General features: G+C 54.2%; 13 protein-coding genes. 7 read left to right on the top strand and 6 right to left on the bottom strand.

What is annotated here, in order from left to right; genetic code table 11:
* Positions 1-3: 3 nt before the first annotated feature.
* The gene (locus DTL42_RS12105; protein WP_114368987.1) at positions 4-900 is read left to right on the top strand and encodes an extracellular catalytic domain type 1 short-chain-length polyhydroxyalkanoate depolymerase; all 897 of its coding nucleotides are present in this window, start codon (positions 4-6) and stop codon (positions 898-900) included.
* 75 nt (positions 901-975) lie between these two features.
* On the opposite strand, the gene DTL42_RS12100 is transcribed toward DTL42_RS12105, so the two are convergent.
* Together DTL42_RS12100 and DTL42_RS12095 are read right to left on the bottom strand one after the other, a co-directional pair.
* Complete coding sequence (locus tag DTL42_RS12100) at positions 976-1,374, bottom strand: hypothetical protein (RefSeq protein ID WP_147274259.1); 399 nt, start codon at positions 1,372-1,374, stop codon at positions 976-978.
* A 455-nt stretch (positions 1,375-1,829) separates the two neighbouring features.
* Positions 1,830-2,396, bottom strand: a complete 567-nt coding sequence (locus DTL42_RS12095; RefSeq protein ID WP_114368985.1) for a hypothetical protein — start codon at positions 2,394-2,396, stop codon at positions 1,830-1,832.
* Positions 2,397-2,607: 211 nt separating this feature from the next.
* Between DTL42_RS12095 and DTL42_RS12090 the strand changes: the two genes are divergently transcribed.
* On the top strand, positions 2,608-3,588 hold the full coding sequence (locus tag DTL42_RS12090) for a hypothetical protein (RefSeq protein ID WP_114368984.1): 981 nt from the start codon (positions 2,608-2,610) through the stop codon (positions 3,586-3,588).
* A gap of 167 nt (positions 3,589-3,755) precedes the next feature.
* The gene (locus DTL42_RS12085; protein WP_114368983.1) at positions 3,756-5,327 is read left to right on the top strand and encodes a serine/threonine protein kinase; all 1,572 of its coding nucleotides are present in this window, start codon (positions 3,756-3,758) and stop codon (positions 5,325-5,327) included.
* A gap of 10 nt (positions 5,328-5,337) precedes the next feature.
* On the opposite strand, the gene DTL42_RS12080 is transcribed toward DTL42_RS12085, so the two are convergent.
* Complete coding sequence (locus DTL42_RS12080; protein WP_114368982.1) at positions 5,338-6,408, bottom strand: peptidase M42; 1,071 nt, start codon at positions 6,406-6,408, stop codon at positions 5,338-5,340.
* Positions 6,409-6,612: 204 nt separating this feature from the next.
* Here DTL42_RS12080 and DTL42_RS12075 point away from each other — a divergent pair, with 204 nt between their 5' ends.
* Together DTL42_RS12075 and DTL42_RS12070 are read left to right on the top strand one after the other, a co-directional pair.
* Positions 6,613-7,710 (top strand): tetratricopeptide repeat protein, encoded by a 1,098-nt coding sequence (locus DTL42_RS12075; protein WP_158545347.1) that lies wholly within the window; start codon positions 6,613-6,615, stop codon positions 7,708-7,710.
* A gap of 189 nt (positions 7,711-7,899) precedes the next feature.
* The gene (locus DTL42_RS12070; protein ID WP_114368980.1) at positions 7,900-8,400 is read left to right on the top strand and encodes a hypothetical protein; all 501 of its coding nucleotides are present in this window, start codon (positions 7,900-7,902) and stop codon (positions 8,398-8,400) included.
* 90 nt (positions 8,401-8,490) lie between these two features.
* Here the strand turns inward: DTL42_RS12070 and DTL42_RS12065 are convergent, their stop codons facing one another.
* The 3 genes from DTL42_RS12065 to DTL42_RS12055 all read right to left on the bottom strand — a co-directional run bounded on the left by DTL42_RS12065 (position 8,491) and on the right by DTL42_RS12055 (position 13,359).
* On the bottom strand, positions 8,491-10,416 hold the full coding sequence (locus tag DTL42_RS12065) for a c-type cytochrome domain-containing protein (protein WP_114368979.1): 1,926 nt from the start codon (positions 10,414-10,416) through the stop codon (positions 8,491-8,493).
* Positions 10,417-10,615: 199 nt separating this feature from the next.
* Positions 10,616-11,329, bottom strand: a complete 714-nt coding sequence (locus tag DTL42_RS12060; protein ID WP_199590124.1) for a hypothetical protein — start codon at positions 11,327-11,329, stop codon at positions 10,616-10,618.
* 389 nt (positions 11,330-11,718) lie between these two features.
* Positions 11,719-13,359 carry a serine/threonine-protein kinase gene (locus tag DTL42_RS12055; protein WP_114368978.1) on the bottom strand — a complete coding sequence of 547 codons (1,641 nt, stop codon included), beginning with the start codon at positions 13,357-13,359 and terminating at the stop codon, positions 11,719-11,721.
* 260 nt (positions 13,360-13,619) lie between these two features.
* Here DTL42_RS12055 and DTL42_RS12050 point away from each other — a divergent pair, with 260 nt between their 5' ends.
* Together DTL42_RS12050 and thiO are read left to right on the top strand one after the other, a co-directional pair.
* Positions 13,620-13,904, top strand: coding sequence for a glutaredoxin family protein (locus DTL42_RS12050; protein WP_114368977.1), 285 nt, complete (start codon positions 13,620-13,622; stop codon positions 13,902-13,904).
* Between the two features lie 59 nt (positions 13,905-13,963).
* Positions 13,964-15,115 carry a glycine oxidase ThiO gene (thiO, locus tag DTL42_RS12045; protein WP_158545346.1) on the top strand — a complete coding sequence of 384 codons (1,152 nt, stop codon included), beginning with the start codon at positions 13,964-13,966 and terminating at the stop codon, positions 15,113-15,115.
* Positions 15,116-15,166 lie beyond the last annotated feature (51 nt).

The following is a 15,166-nucleotide window of genomic DNA, read 5'->3' as shown; positions in this document are numbered from 1 at the left end:
TTCATGAGCACCACACCCATTAAACTTCTGACATCCGGCCGGCATCGTTTAACGTTGGACGTGGATGACCGTGAACGCGAACTGTGGGTTTTCGTCCCGACCCAGGCAACCGAGCCTAGCGATGGCTGGCCGGTGATTTTGACGTTTCATGGTGGTTTGTCGAATGCCCCCACCATGATGCGATTCTGTGAATTACAAGAACTCGGAGAGACGGCTGGCTTTGTGACCGTGTTTCCCAATGGCACCGGCCGAATGCCATCGATGAAGACCTGGAACGCCGGCATGTGCTGTGGTTATGCGCAGCGTGAAGATGTCAACGACGTTCATTTTGTCGAAGAGCTATTGGCCGATTTGTCACAGCGAATCCAGATCGATCCCAGCCGTGTTTATGCCACCGGGATGTCAAACGGTGGGATGATGGCCTACTTGCTGGCAGATAAGCTCTCGGATCGTTTTGCCGCCGTTGCCCCGGTTGGCGGTACGATGGGAAACGAGGCTTGTCAGCCGAAGCGACCGGTCCCTTTGATGCACATGCATGGAACTGAAGACCAGTTCGTCCGCTGGGAAGGAGGCGTGGGGGCACGAAGTAAGTCGAAGCTCGATTTCCATTCGGTTGATCATGCGATGGCCAATTGGGTAGCCGCGAATCGGGCCAATCCTCAGCCGCAGATCGAGAAGTTCGAGCCCCAAGTGGACGATGGAACTTCGATCGAAAAGTACACTTACGCTGCTACCGGGACTGGCTCGGCCGAAGTGATCTTGTGGAAGATTTACGGCGGTGGTCACACTTGGCCAGGAAAAGAAAGCCGGTTAGATATGCTGGGGCCAACGACGCACAATCTGGACGCAAATGCCGTGATCTGGGACTTCTTTCAGCGGCATCGGCTGCCCAAAGAATAGCCGAGCCGCACTAACCTACGAGTGCTCGCCGTTGGCCAAGGGGCAACAGTACGTTCCCCTTGGGGCGATCTTGGATTACGAATCGTTCGCTGCGGCAGCCTTTTCCGCAGCACGCTTGGCTGCTTCATTCTTTTGGCGGCGAAGTTCGTCCTCTTGGGCCAATTCTTTGAGACGTTCCAGTTGTGGCTTGGTTAGGACTGCTTCCATATCTTTTTTCATTGCCGTTTCGAGCTTCTCGATCTCGGCTTTGAGTTGATCGATCTTCGTGCTATAGCCACTTTGAATCTCATAGATCTTCAAGCGCTGGTCTTGGGTGACAATCTCTCCGTAATAGGTTGGCAGCCGACCGCTTGGTTCTGCTGGCTTGGCGGTTGCTTCCGCAGCATCCTGTGCGGAAAGTTTCGAGAAGGTGGTGACTGCTCCGAGAAAACCAAACAAAGCGATCAAAGTCACGGCAAGAGTTTTCGATGTCATTTCCCGTTTGCGCCCAATTTCAAAAAGTTGGATTGGCGCCATCATGGCTCAACAATGGGGTGATCCGGCACCCGTTTTAATGTGTTTGATTATGTTTCGTCTGTTGGGGGGTATCAAGCCTTTTTCGCGCAGGGAAAGGTCGGCGCATAAAAAAAAGGCCGAAAGTAGCCGTTCCGTCGTCTACTTTGGCCTTTGATCTCACGGTCCACATCCTGCGGCCCGTCCTCCCGGTGTTCGATCAGTAATAAATATCGTCCGGTGGTTTACTCGTTCTCTAGGGAAAATCAGGTATTTTCGTGCTAGCACTACCCTATCTGGTGATAAGTTATCGCGGCTAGCAAAAAAATGCGGGCGGATCCCATCCAGGATCCGCCCGCAAGACGCTTTGGGCTCATAGGCAAACCACACTCCCCAGGTAGCTTGATCGAGCCAATCGCGTGTTTTCAAGCAATTTGCTAGTTGCGTGGCAGCAAGGCGTGCAGCGAAGGGAGCAGACGAGCTTCTTTCGGTTCAGCCTTGGGGGCAGCGGGGGTTGGTTTAACCTCTGGAGCAGCCTCAGGAGCGTGGTGTTCCTTCATCGATTCTTCGATGCTGATGATGTCAGTCGCACCGCACGAGTCGCAGGCAGGGGCTCCGCAGCCGCAATCCATGCCATGACCGCAATGGTGCCGGAAGCCTCGCACGTGAAGTCCCAAGCAGCTTGGGCAGTCGTTGCCACAACCTTTGAGCATGGACGAGCCGCAGCAAGGAGCTGGGGCAGGTTGGCAGCCACACGCAGGGCGGGCAAACCAGTGGTAGCGTGTATGAATTTTCGGGCGGCAGCAGCGTGCTTCCGAGCAGTAGCCAGCCCAGACATTGTCGCAGCAGCCTGCGGTAGCGTATCCAGGAGCCGAGCAACCGCAATCGGCGGCAGCGTATTGAGTGCCGGGATAGCTAATCGTTGAAGCTTCCCAGAGGCCCGCCGAGGCCGATCCGGCAGCGGTCATCACAACGAAGCACGAAGCAATGGCGATACGAAACATGGTAAGTCTTCCTTCTGTTTGGGGAGTTGAGTGAGGGAGTATTTGTTGCACTGCCGAAACATGCCACGCAAATAGCGTTGTGCAAACGCAACATCGAAAAATTTTGCCTCATTCGCTCCTCTTTCGCAGGTGGTGCGCCTAACCTAGCCGAAATAATCGTTATGACTGGGCACTTCGCATGCGTCGCCAACGATTCGTTAGAATAAGGCCTGTGAAGTTTCCCATTGATGTTTCCCTTGAAGACCAGGTCTTGGTTCTCGTGTTGCATTTTCCGCTGAATCCCGGATGGATCACGGCTACGGTGGCATTCTTGCTGGGCATCGTCGGCATGCTGCTATTGATGCGTGGACGCGGTAGCTTGCAAGGAACTACGCTGACGGCCGCTTGGGGGTGGGCGATGGTGGCCTGGGTTTCGCTAATGGGGTGCGAAATCGCGATTGCTCTTTGCCATGAAATGCAGTGGCCAATTGCTGATAACCACGGGCGTTACTTAGCTGCGATGAGCTTATTCCTGCCGGTCTTGGCTCAGATTGGCGCCAAGCGACGGCATCTCGTGGTGGGGCAGTTGTTGATGGTTGCGTTTTGGTTGGTGCTGTGTATCCCCGTTTTCCGTGTGGGCATTTTGGATTCCGCTGGCAAGGCCGATCCTGGTTGGGTCTGGGGAAGTTTTCTCGCGCTTTTGCTCGTGGCAGAGCTGTTAAACAACCTAGGTACCCGATTTAGCCCTGCCGCTTTTTGTTTGGCGGCTGCTCAAGGGGTGATGGTTTACCCCTATTTGCCTTGGGCCACTGCCGAGGTCACGACCGGCGGTGCGTTGCTGGCGATGGGAATATTGCTGCTGGGAATGGGATTGGTCGCTTTTTATTGGCCGGTTAGGGCCGAGGCTGTCAGGCCGGAAGATCGAGCTTGGCTGGACTTTCGCGATCAATTTGGCAGCTATTGGGCTGCCCGCGTAATGCAGCGGGTGAACGACGCAGCCGTACGCTACGAATGGGGGCTGTGGTTAGGCTGGGATGGATTTCACCAAGTAGAAATTGTTGGTTCGGACCCCGAATTTCGGGACGAGGTACGCCAAGGTCTCGTGGCCTGCCTACGAAAACTACTAGGGGACTTTGTCGACCAGCAATGGCTTGACGATCGCCTACCCAAGGGGAACCCCAAGAAGAATGGGATGGAAGATCTTGAAGCATAAGCGGCTGGTCCATAGCCTGGCTGCAGGAAAGATCTCCCGAAATTATCTAGCCACGCCTGAAACAGTTTGGTTGCCAAGTGGGTAGTTGCCATCGATACTGGAAATTGGGTCGCTCTCCTTTTTGATTGCCCTCACCGACTTTTGAGATTGCCTCACTGAGAAACTTGATGACGGAACTGACCAACAATCAGAAAGATGCGCCCACGGAACTGGAACTGACCGGTCGCGTCGTTGGCGACTACCGCATCTTGCGTCGGTTGGGTCGGGGGGCTATGGCCGAGGTCTTTCTGGCCGAACAGCAAAGCCTGAAGCGGAATGTGGCGGTCAAAATCTTGCAGCCAGAACTGGCCAAAGATCAAGCTTACGTCCGACGTTTCCATCGCGAAGCCCAAGCGGCGGCTGCCCTTACACATGCCAACATTGTTCAGATCTACGAAGTTGGCAATTCTAATGGGCTCCATTTCATTGCCCAGGAATATGTCCCTGGGCAAAACCTCAAGCAGCTACTCAACAAACAAGGGACGCTCGAGGTCAAACTGGTCGCCGCGATTATTCGCCAAGTTGCCGCCGCGCTCTATAAAGCGGCCGAGCAGGGGATCGTCCACCGCGATATCAAGCCAGAGAACATTCTCATCACGGCAACCGGCGAAGTGAAAGTCGCCGACTTTGGCTTGGCGCGTGTAATTGCCCAAGATGCCGATGGCATGAATCTCACCCAGATTGGTGTCACCATGGGAACACCTCTCTACATGAGCCCAGAGCAGGTCGAAGGAAAGCCGCTGGATCAACGGAGCGATATTTATTCCCTGGGGATCACCAGTTACCAGCTTCTCGCGGGGCGGCTTCCTTTTGAAGGAGATAATCCGCTGACCGTGGCGGTGAAGCATTTAAACACCGAGCCAGAGCGTCTCGAGAAGGTACGCGGCGGCGTGCCGTTACCGTTGGCGCAGATGATCCATAAGATGTTGGCCAAGAAGCCGGACGATCGCTACCAGAACGCGTCAGAGTTGCTACGCGACCTGCGAGATGTGCAAAAGGCACTCGGTAGCGATGCGTTTGGCAGCGATCCCGCAGATTGGTCGATTGTCGAGCTGGCTTCTTTGTCGTCGGTTCGTAGTGACGGCTTGAAAGAGCTTTCCACGGTAATGAAAACCTCGGCGATGACCGTCTATCGCAAGCCTTCCTGGGGCAGAAGTATTTCGCGTTTTGCGGTTGCCGGGGTGATTTGTTTGCTTGTTGGCGGAGGCTTAGCCCTGGCATCACGGAGCCCTAATTTGTTGGATGGAGTAGCCGAGCCAGAAGTGCCTCACCTGCCAACATCGGAAGAACAATTCTTGTTCGCAATGTTCCGGACCAACGATCTCGATTTAGAGCAGCGGCCCCGTTACTTTGCCAGCGTGGTTCGCTATTTCCCGATGGAAAACAACGAAGAGAATCGGCTGTGGGGCTTACGGGCGATGCAGCAAGAGGCAATCATTCTTCTGAAATTGAAACGCTATGAAGAATCGCTCAGCATCTTTCAAAAGTTGGCGGAACAGCGCGAGATCGATGTCGAAGCCAAGGCGTTTGGTTATGCGGGGCAAGCAATCTGCTATCAGGAGTTGGGACGCCGAGATGCCGCTGACCAGGCATTTGCGACGGCACACAAAGAAGAATACTTGTCCATCATTCGTGGTACGGACGAAGAATTCCTGCAGCAATTTCTCAAAGCCTACGGGCAGCTAACAAGCAAGACGTAATCGCAGCCAGTTAGCTTTCCAGAGAGACTTCGCACAGAACGTCGAGCATGGCTTCAATCGAAGATAACGCCGCCGATTCTTCTGGGGTATGGTAGCCGGTTGTCGGTACTTGTAGTGTCGCCCCTTGAATGGTCCCTTCCGAAGCCGAGGCCACACGACCTAGCTCGGTGCTTCCTAGTGAGGTCGGGTTCTTGCCTTCGGCCACTCGCTGCTCATTTTGTTTGGCCAGCATCTCGTCTTTAAACATGTAGCGGATGCCAAACTTTTGACAGGCCGTTTCTAGCCGAGTCACCATCTGCGGGTTGAACACGGCATTGGCATCCCGTTTTCGCAAAACAACTTGTTGGGCATCCGCTGCAGGAATGTCTGGGAAAGGGCTGGTGTCGAGTACCAAGAGGTCTTGCGTTTCGATACCGCAGCGGCGGAACCATTCGAGCAGGAATCGCCAGCTACGGCCTGCTTCCTCTTGGGCCGTAAACAGGGCCGTCCCTTGAAAACCTTGGCGGAAGAGGTAGATCAGCATTGCGGTCGTGAGGACGTTATCGAGCTGAGCCGAAGCGCGACCGTACGAAATGGACAACCGGTCTTGATAGGCAACCGGGGTGCCTGGCAGAACGTGGTCGAGCCCTTCCACTTCAAACACAAGGTTCCCGCGTCGTTCGCAGAGGTACGATCGTTTGATGGTCCCCTTGCCCAGATAAGTGCCGCTCCAAGGAACATACGCTTGAACGAAACGCTCGTGAAACCGTTCGGCAATTGTCTGGAAGGTTTGTTCCGAGACCGAGTCTCCTAGCAAGTCGCCTCGGTTACGGGCCACAAAGGCCGCGTACTGAAACTCGTTGGGACCGGTGCAGATTAGCCCGTGCCGATCGACGTGGGCAGAGATGTGCATTCGGTCAGGCTGATCGCCGCTGGCAACCAATAGCCCTTCGTACAACGTGACCTTGGCATGTGTTTCTTCCAGCTCGCGCTGCAGATAACGGAAGAAAGCGTGCTCCGATCCAACCACCGATGGGTGGCGAACCAGTTGTTTCAGGATGTCGAGGAATTCCTCAAGGTCGAGTTTGGTCACGGCAGGCATCTAACAAACAAGAACGAGACTCAACAACAGAATCTCTGCCCTAAGTTTAGTTAAATCCTTGCCTAAAAATAAAGAGCGGACCTCAAAGAGTTTCCTCGGTTTCCGGCAGAAACATCGTTGCGATTTTGACAAATCTCTTTGCCCATTCCGCAGAATGACCTGATAATAGAAATGTATCTATCTAGTTGCTTGAGGAGTCTTGCCGTGCGTTACGTTAGCATCTTGTCCATTCTGGCATTCCTTGCGGCAGGAAGCTTTGCTCAAGCACAAGGTTTGGGGCAGTATCATTACAAGAGCCGCAGCAATATCACGGTGGGACGAGGTGGCTATGCCGATGTCACCCGCCCTGGCGGTTACTCCGGAAATTATTCTCACGGGAACGCCAACTACCACCACCATAATCACCATCATGGCGGGGGCTTTGGATACCGCTATCCCAGTTACGGCGGTTTCTGGGGCGGATCGGGGATGTCGATCGGAATTGGTTTAACACCTTACGGATACCCTTATTCAACGCCTTACGTGTTTAACTACGGCGGTGGGTATCCGTTCAATTATTCCAGCTTGTATCCGTACGGTACGTATTACCGTCCTGGAGATCAGTACCTGGAATATTACTTGCCGCCAACCCAACCTGCCGAGCTTAACTATGGCCCGCAAGCGATGAAGCAGTTTATGGGGCTGCCGCGAGATTTCGCGATTCAACCGCAGCGTCAACAAGCATTCAGCGGCTTGGCATCTCCGCTCGTGATACCGGAAATGGTGGCCAAGCCAGTCATGCCGATCGAGCAGCCTAGCCCGCAAGCGGTGGAAAGAGCGGCCCGATTTATCCAAGCGGGGGATGCTTTATTCCGGCAACAGCGCTATAGCGAAGCTCTTGGGCGGTATAAAGATGCCGTGGCTGCTGCTCCTGGGGATGCCCAGGGCCACTTGCACAAGGCCTTGGCCTACTTGGCGCTTAATCGATCTGAAGAAGCGGTTAAAGCACTGAAGCTTGCCGTGCAGCAAGATCCTGATGTCGCCGAGTCGAATCTAACCTTGAATGGCCTGCTCGATAGTAACGCGGCTGCGAAAGCATCGATTATTGAAGCCAATGCCCGCCGCGCGGTGGCCGATCCACAAAATGCCGACTTGCTGTTTTGCGTGGGGGTATTGCTCCATTTCGATGGCGAAGACGCTCAGGCCACTAAATTCTTCGAGGCCGCCCAGCGCAACGCAGGTGGCGGCGATCTCTCTTATATTGACGCCTTCTTGAAAGACAACCGCCCACCGGCGAACACCGGAAGTGGGATCGAACTGTAAGATAGCTCACTCTAAAACAGCTTCTTCTCGGCGAGGACTTTTGGGCCAGGATTGGCGCCGGTGATTTCCTGTCGAATAATCGAAGGTTTCCCACGAAAAACTGGGGATGGCGGAGTTCGTTGTCGGAGAACTGACAACGTTCCCTTTTTCTATCTGATGATGAAATGCCCAAAGAGGAGTCTTGGCACAATGAAGATTGGTAAGCTGCTGTTGCTATTGTGTGTATTTACGGTCCCCGTTTCGTTGGCTGGTTGCACGTCGGAAAAGACCGACACGGCCGGGCACGAGGAAGGCCACGATCATGATCATGATCACGATCATGGAGAAGCAGGCCCGCACGGTGGGCATTTGATTGAGTTGGGAGAAGAAGCTTATCACTTGGAATGGACCCACGATGACGAAGCGAAGGCGCTCACCTTCTATGTTCTCGATGGAGCTGCGAAACAAGAGGTCAAAATTCCTGCCGAGAATCTGCAGATCAATGTGACCGTCGGAGACGAGACGAAGTCATGGAACGTGCCAGCGGTTCGCGCAGACGGGGAAGACACAACGGCATTGTTTGAAACAAACGATCCGGATGTGTTCGCTTTGCTGAGTGACGACGAAACCAAAGCGACCATCGATGTAGAGATCGAAGACAAGCCGTACCAGGGTGAGATCGAACACCATCATCATGGTCATTCTCACTAAGCGGTTTCACCTGCTTCAAGCAAGAACCAATAAAACGCGATGCTATACGGCATCGCGTTTTTTTTATTTCAAGGCGATCAGCGATTCATGCTATCGACCGCCAGAAGCTACCCAAGCGGTTGCTACTTGGGAAGGTGTGCCGCGGAAAGCCGCTTGAAAGGCTTCATCGAAGTCGGTTCCTTTGCGTAACGCGTTCATTAACGCATCGAACTGATTCCCGCGGGCCATGGCGGCTTTCATGAAAGCGTAGCTGACAATCGCATTTTGTTCTGGCGACAATCGATTGTTGACGAAATCGTCTGGTTTGCCCATCGAGGCGACCGAGGGGCCAATTTGACTTTCCCAGTCCTGCACACGCGGATCGCTCTTGTTCATGCGGTAGGCAAGCACTCGGCCCACACCTTCGGAGAACCAATCCGGAACCGTGCCGTTACCAAGGGAAGCAACATGCGCCGAGCCGATCAACTGACCGAGCAGGACGTTCATGTCGTAATCTCCGTCGCTGGGAACCTGAACGGCACCATAAGCGTCGGTGATGTCAAAACGATAGTGCCCTTTCCAGTTGCCCGGCAAGTCGCGACGCTCGATCATGTTGCCGAACTCGGCGTAGTCGTAACGTTGCTTGAAGAAATAGAGAGTCATCTTCCCTTTGATCAGCGGCGAAGCGGAAGGGATCTTAAGCAGGGAACGGACTTTTTCAGCGGCCTTGTCTGCTACGGCCACGTTCTCTTTGAGCAGGTCTTCGCCCATGGTCCCATAAGCCAGGAACAACGGAGTGTCGAGCTTCGCCGTTTTGACATCGGGCATGCTCAATTCCCACTTTTGCTGACTACTGGCCGCTCGCAGCTTGGCCAGTTCTTCGTGCGTCGCTTTCTTGGCCACAGCTACTTGGTTCATCCGACGCATCGACTCATCGCGAGGTGAGGTTCCATCGAACTTACCTCCTTCGCGGATCCAAGTCTCGATCTTGGCAATTTGATCGGCGCTCAGCGGTGGGCCGTTGCGCGGCATCCGTTCGTTGCCACTCGCTTTGAGCATCCGGACGATCATGCTTTCCTGCGGTTTGCCTGGGACAAAGGGGGCGCCGCTATCGCCTCCTCGAATAAACTGGGCAAAGCTGTCCATGCGGAGACCACCACCAGGGTTCTGGCCACCGTGGCAATTGACGCAACGGCTTGCAAACACGCCAGCGACATCCAGGCTGAAGCTAACTTTTTCGTTGCCACTCGCGTTGACCACGTCCAACCGCACCATTTCCGTGGGATTCGGGGCAGGCGTTGCGGAAGGTTGATTGATGGAAGCTTTGGGGTCGGTTCCATCGAACTTGGCCCCTTCTTTGATCCAGGTTTTCAGGGCGGCCAATTCCGGAGCCCGGACTTGTTGTCCGCCACGTGGCATGTCGCCAGATTCGATTGTTTCAATCAGGCGGCTACCGATATCATCGTTCGGAAAAATAACGACTCCTTCCGGAGGCCCCTTCATCAACGCCTCGAAGGTGCCCGCATTGAATCCCCCTCGGCTGCCGGTTACGTGGCAATTGCCGCAACGTGCGATCAAGATAGGGGCAATATGCTTGGTAAAGCTAAGATTCGCGGTCGGAAACGTTGTGGGCAGCGGAGCAGGGGGCGTTGCTGTCGGCGGTGTGCCAGGCGTGGCGGACATCGCCATCGCGTCTGCTGGACGGTTAACGTGTCCTAACAGCGGTTGAAGGGTGTAGCCATCCAATTCTAAAGAACCATGAGAAACGGCTAGCTGTTCCGTTAGTTCTTCGAGCGCTGCGGCGATTTCCGCATCTTGAGCGTCCGCCAGAGTTTGCATGCGAGTTTGAATACTGCGAACAAGCTCGACCGAATCCGGTACCATGTCTCGTTTTAAAAGGTTCGAGGTTCTCCGAATGTCGAGCTTAATCGCTTGAAGCTGTTCCCGCTGCTCTGCAGTCGGAGCGGCCAGGATGGGCTCCGCCATCAAGGCAATCGAAGAAAGGACGAGGGCAGCCGCAGCAAGGGGTCGGAACATGGTCAATTTCAGGCCCTATCAATTTCGTGATCGTGGAAAGACGAGGGAGCGCACTCGGGAAAATGTTTATCCTAACAATAGCCCAGGTTCGCTCCACATAATGGAACGAAATTCGCTCGGATTTGTATCCACATTACCAGAGGAGCGTTGGCCCAATAACGCTCAAGTCATTTAACCACAATGGTTTGTTGCTGTGCCGTTAGGTTTTGTGGTGACGGCGAACCACTTTTTTGGCTGCTTGGGCGGCGAGGGACTGGCGACGGGTTGGACGATAGCCGTATTCGATGGCGAACCATTCTGCGTAGCGTTCACGGGCAACGTAGTTGTTGTTTCGCGTGTCGAGCAAATGTCCCAGTTCATGAACCAGAACGTTGTTTAAATAAAAGTCTTTGATCGTTTCTTCGGTCCATTCTAGCCGCCAGAAACCATCTTCATCTTCTTCCCACACGGCTCCAAACATTTTGGCTTCGACCAATTGCTCAGGGCGGGGCGGGTGAGGGAAATACTCGATCAGCGATTCATCCATCGGGTAGAGATAAATCGCCGCGCCCCACTGCATGCCGTAGCACGGAAAGCTGAGCTTCTTGCGAGTAAGTCGGCTTAGTTGAACAACTTCAAGCCCTTCCAGCATCCACTCCGGCAGTTGAGCCAAGCGATCGCGGATCTCTTGTTCGGTGAGAATATGGCAGAAGCCTTCCCCAGGTGACTGATAGATGAATTTGTAATCAAGCCCGGTATTGTTGGTTGGCTCGTGCCAATCTTCTGGCGGGGCGAAGTAATCAGTCTTGGTAGTACGAGCCGCATTTCCTCCACGACGTCGGGACGCCTGGGTGGGCAAACGAAAATCTCGCGACGCGACTTTGGTCTTCGCGACTTTCGTGTGCGTAATGCCTCGATACGACATGCGGCTCATGGAACTCTCTTGGTTTGGCCTGCCGGGCGACGGGTTGGGTGTCGCTCGTAGAGTTGATCGTGTCGGTCGTCCTGCGACTTGCGATACCACGAATTCCATTTCTGGCTGGGATTGCCAAGCGGCCTCTGGGGCCGTTTGAACTTCTACTTTATCCTACGTCGCATCCAGAGGAGTTTTCAAGCAATTTGCATAAGTTGCATCTGTTAAATAGGTTAGGTGTGTCTTTGACAAGGCTGCTAGCCCGAATCGGGGCGGCAATTGAGGCACGAGCTGGCCTGTCAGTATACCTCTGTAGAGGTGCTTTTGGCCGTGGTGTGGGCGCTTATCAAGGCGGGTGACGGTTGCTGGGTGAGCCATTTTCAACCGGAAACACAACCGAAGAGCGACGCCTAGAAGCTGAATGCGATAAGGGTGCCGACTGATAGCACAAACGCAAGGATACCAATCCAAATCAGAACCGGTGCCCCCAGGAGCTTAGGACCGAAGTAGGAAGACAGGCTGGTCTCCGCAGGGGAGGGAGTGGGAAGGCTTGGCAGTTTCCCCACGGTGTCATCAAGGGCTGTGGCACTTGGATCAAGCGCCGACGACGAAGGGGAAAGAAGAGAATCGATTTCAGAGGGACAGCCTTTCGCATCGAGCGCAGCATCCACGAAATCTTGAGAGTCAAACAGAGAAGAGCCAGACGAAGTTCGTCGCTTGCCAGGGCGGAGGCTACTGGGCGAACTCGGCGACTGGGGATTGGTATCGTTCGTGCGGTTGGCAATGGTGTCTTCCAGCGCGGGATCGAACTGGCTAGAAGAAGCAGAATCTTTGCGATCGCGAGGAAAAGAAATGCCGGCATTGTTCAGGTCGGCACTGCGAGACGCCGAAGCGCCGAGTTTTCGGTCGTGTCCCCTTTGTTGCTCGGCATGCGCTCGGTTGGCTGCTGCCTGGGCAGAGACCGACAAAACCGCGTAGCCTGGCCTTTCGTCGCTGATCGTTGGTTCTTTTCCCCGCGATTCAAGCCAATTTCGCAGCTCAAGGGCGACTTCTTGGGCCTCCGAGTATCGCTCGTCAGGATTCTTGGCGATCATCTTTTCGCAAATTCGCTGCAACTCGGCAGGGCAGTTGGGGCGTGACTTGCGAATCTCGTCGGGCATCACGCTGCGGTGTTTCGCCACACGCTGGGCCATGCTCCCCTCAGGGAAGGGGGCGTGTCCGGTAAGCAAGAAATAGAGTGAGCAGCCGAGGCCATAGATATCGACGCGGTGGTCGGCTTTGTGGCAATTGTCGGCTTGCTCTGGAGCTAAGTAATCGGCGGTTCCTAAGAAGTTGTCTTCGCGAGGAATGGGGGCCGCCGTATTCTGATCCGATTTAATACGGGCCAAGCCCATATCAAGAATCTTGATGATCCCACGCTCGTCCAGCAACAGATTGGCAGGCTTAACATCACGATGGATGATGCCGGTATCGTGAGCATGCTGCAGGCCGTCCGCCGCTTGAGCAATATAGTCGGCGGCTGCTTCAAAGGGGACGGCACCATGTTCGCGAACAATTTGCCGCAAATCGCTGCCGGGGACATACTCCATGACGATATAGTGCGTGCTGTCTTCGTTGTCGATATCGAAGGCACGCACAATATTCGGGTGATCTAATAGGGCTGCGGTTTGGGCTTCCATGTGGAAGCGAGCCAGGTAGGCAGGATCGTTGACCCGGCTGCGAGGCAGAACCTTGATTGCAACCTTGCGATTCATCACGGTATGCTCGCCCAAATAGACACTGCTCATACCGCCAGTGCCTAAATGTTTCAGTAAACGGTATTTGGAAAGGAAGAACCCCTTGTATTTGCCGTTTTTTAGCTTTTCACAGTGCCAGTCCGACAGCAGATTCTGCTCAACAAAAAATGCTTGGAGCTTTTCCAGGTCAGCCGGAAGTTGACCGTTATGGGTTGCGCGTAGGCGCTCTAAGGCCTGTTCTAAGACAGGTTCAGCAACGAGCTTGCTCTTACGAACCAACTCGATAAACCGCAATGCATCCACAACAGGTGGCATGGTTGCCTACGCTTGAGAGTGAAGTGAGCGATCCACGCCAATTTCAGGCGGCCTGAGACCTTCACCTCGGCTCCCGCCAGAGTGAAAATTCCCTATGCTAGGGAAAGATGACAAGTTAATTCACGATATAGCGTACCAGAGTTCTCGCTCAGGAAACAACATACAATTCCAAAATTCCTCTAACAGGCCAGCCGACAGAGCCCAGCCACGTTAGGGCTTTATTCCTGGGGATACCAAGATTCAAAAATCAGGATGCTTTGATGAACGCCGAACCAACTCGTAAGTATGCCTCGCGCGTGGTTATCTATACGCGACAAGGCTGCCACTGTTGTGACAATGCCGCGAAATTGATTCAAAATTTCGTATCGGATATTTCGTTCGTGGATATCGACCAGGACCCTAAACTCCGCCAGAAGTTTGATACAACGGTCCCGGTTGTCGAAATTAATGGGAAAATCCGCTTTCGTGGAAAAGTCGAACCGCTGCTCTTGAAGCGAGTTCTTGCCGCTGAGGAAGAGGCTAATTCCCCCTCGCATACCTCATAACCGATAGTCACTTCGTACTTAGGTTGACCCTTGTTGTTTCTTTTTTAGGCGCCCTCCCATTGTCTCGTGACACTTTGACGACTGACTTCTTAATTATAGGTGGCGGGGTAATTGGGCTATCGATCGCCTACGAGCTTTCTGGTCACGGGAATCGAGTCGTATTGATTGATAAGGGGGAAGTTGGGCGCGAGGCATCTTGGGCCGGAGCGGGTTTATTGCCGCCAGCCAATCAACAGCATGCATGGGAACCGACGGAACAACTGCGTGGCTTGAGTCACCACCTCTTTCCTTTGTGGTCGCAGCAACTTCAAGCCGAGACTGGGCTCGACAACGAATTTGAAATCACAGGTGGTTTATATCTGGCTCGTGATCCGGGCGAGGCCGCTTCGCTGAGGATGGCTTGTCTGCAATACGAAGAGGAAGGGGTAGAAGTTGTTCGGCTCGACGGCCAGCAAGTTGCCCAGCAGTTTCCTCATGTTCAGGCGGGGGACGCGATCTTGGCCGCCTGTTTTCTGCCGGGAGAAGCGGTGGTGCGTAACCCACGTCATTTGCGGGCATTGGAAATGGGATGTCGCCGACGGGGCGTCGAAATCTTCCCGCAGACCGAGATCAAACGTTGGAGTTTCGACGACGATCGCTTAACTGCGGTAGAAACGGAAACCGGCAAGTTCGCCGCTCAGGCCGTTTGCATTGCGGCGGGGGCTTGGTCGCAAGTCTTGGCAGATCGTCTCTTAGATCAGGAACATTTCTCTGGGCGAATTCAGCGGCCAGAGATCGAGCCAATTCGTGGTCAGTTGGTTCTTTTGGATGCCGGAAAGCGTTTCTTCATGGCGCCGATTAACGAAGGGATACGGTACATTGTCCCGCGCCGTGATGGGCATGTACTTGTGGGAGCCACCGTCGAGGAAGCTGGCTTTGACAAATCGACCACCCCTGAAGCAGTCGACGACTTGGACCGTTTTGCGCGACAGTTAGTGCCTCAACTAGCTACCGCCAAACACGTTCGAGCTTGGGCTGGTTTGCGACCGGCAAGCGTTGATCGGATACCTTACCTGGGTAAGCTGCCTCACCTGGCGAACGTTTATTTGGCGGCTGGTCACTTTCGTAGCGGCCTACATCTTTCGCCAGCGACGGCAGTGGTAATGGCGCAGCTAATGAGCGGCCAAGAACCCGAAGTCGATCTAACACCGTTTCGAGTTAATCGCGCGTAGCTAGGCTGGATTCTGCCTCGGCAGGCTGGCAACGAAAGCCCAGGAGCTTGC

Origin of the sequence: Bremerella cremea (genome assembly GCF_003335505.1) — a bacterium.
In the GTDB taxonomy this organism is placed as follows: domain Bacteria; phylum Planctomycetota; class Planctomycetia; order Pirellulales; family Pirellulaceae; genus Bremerella; species Bremerella cremea_A.
This window is presented reverse-complemented; position numbering and strand designations above follow the sequence as displayed.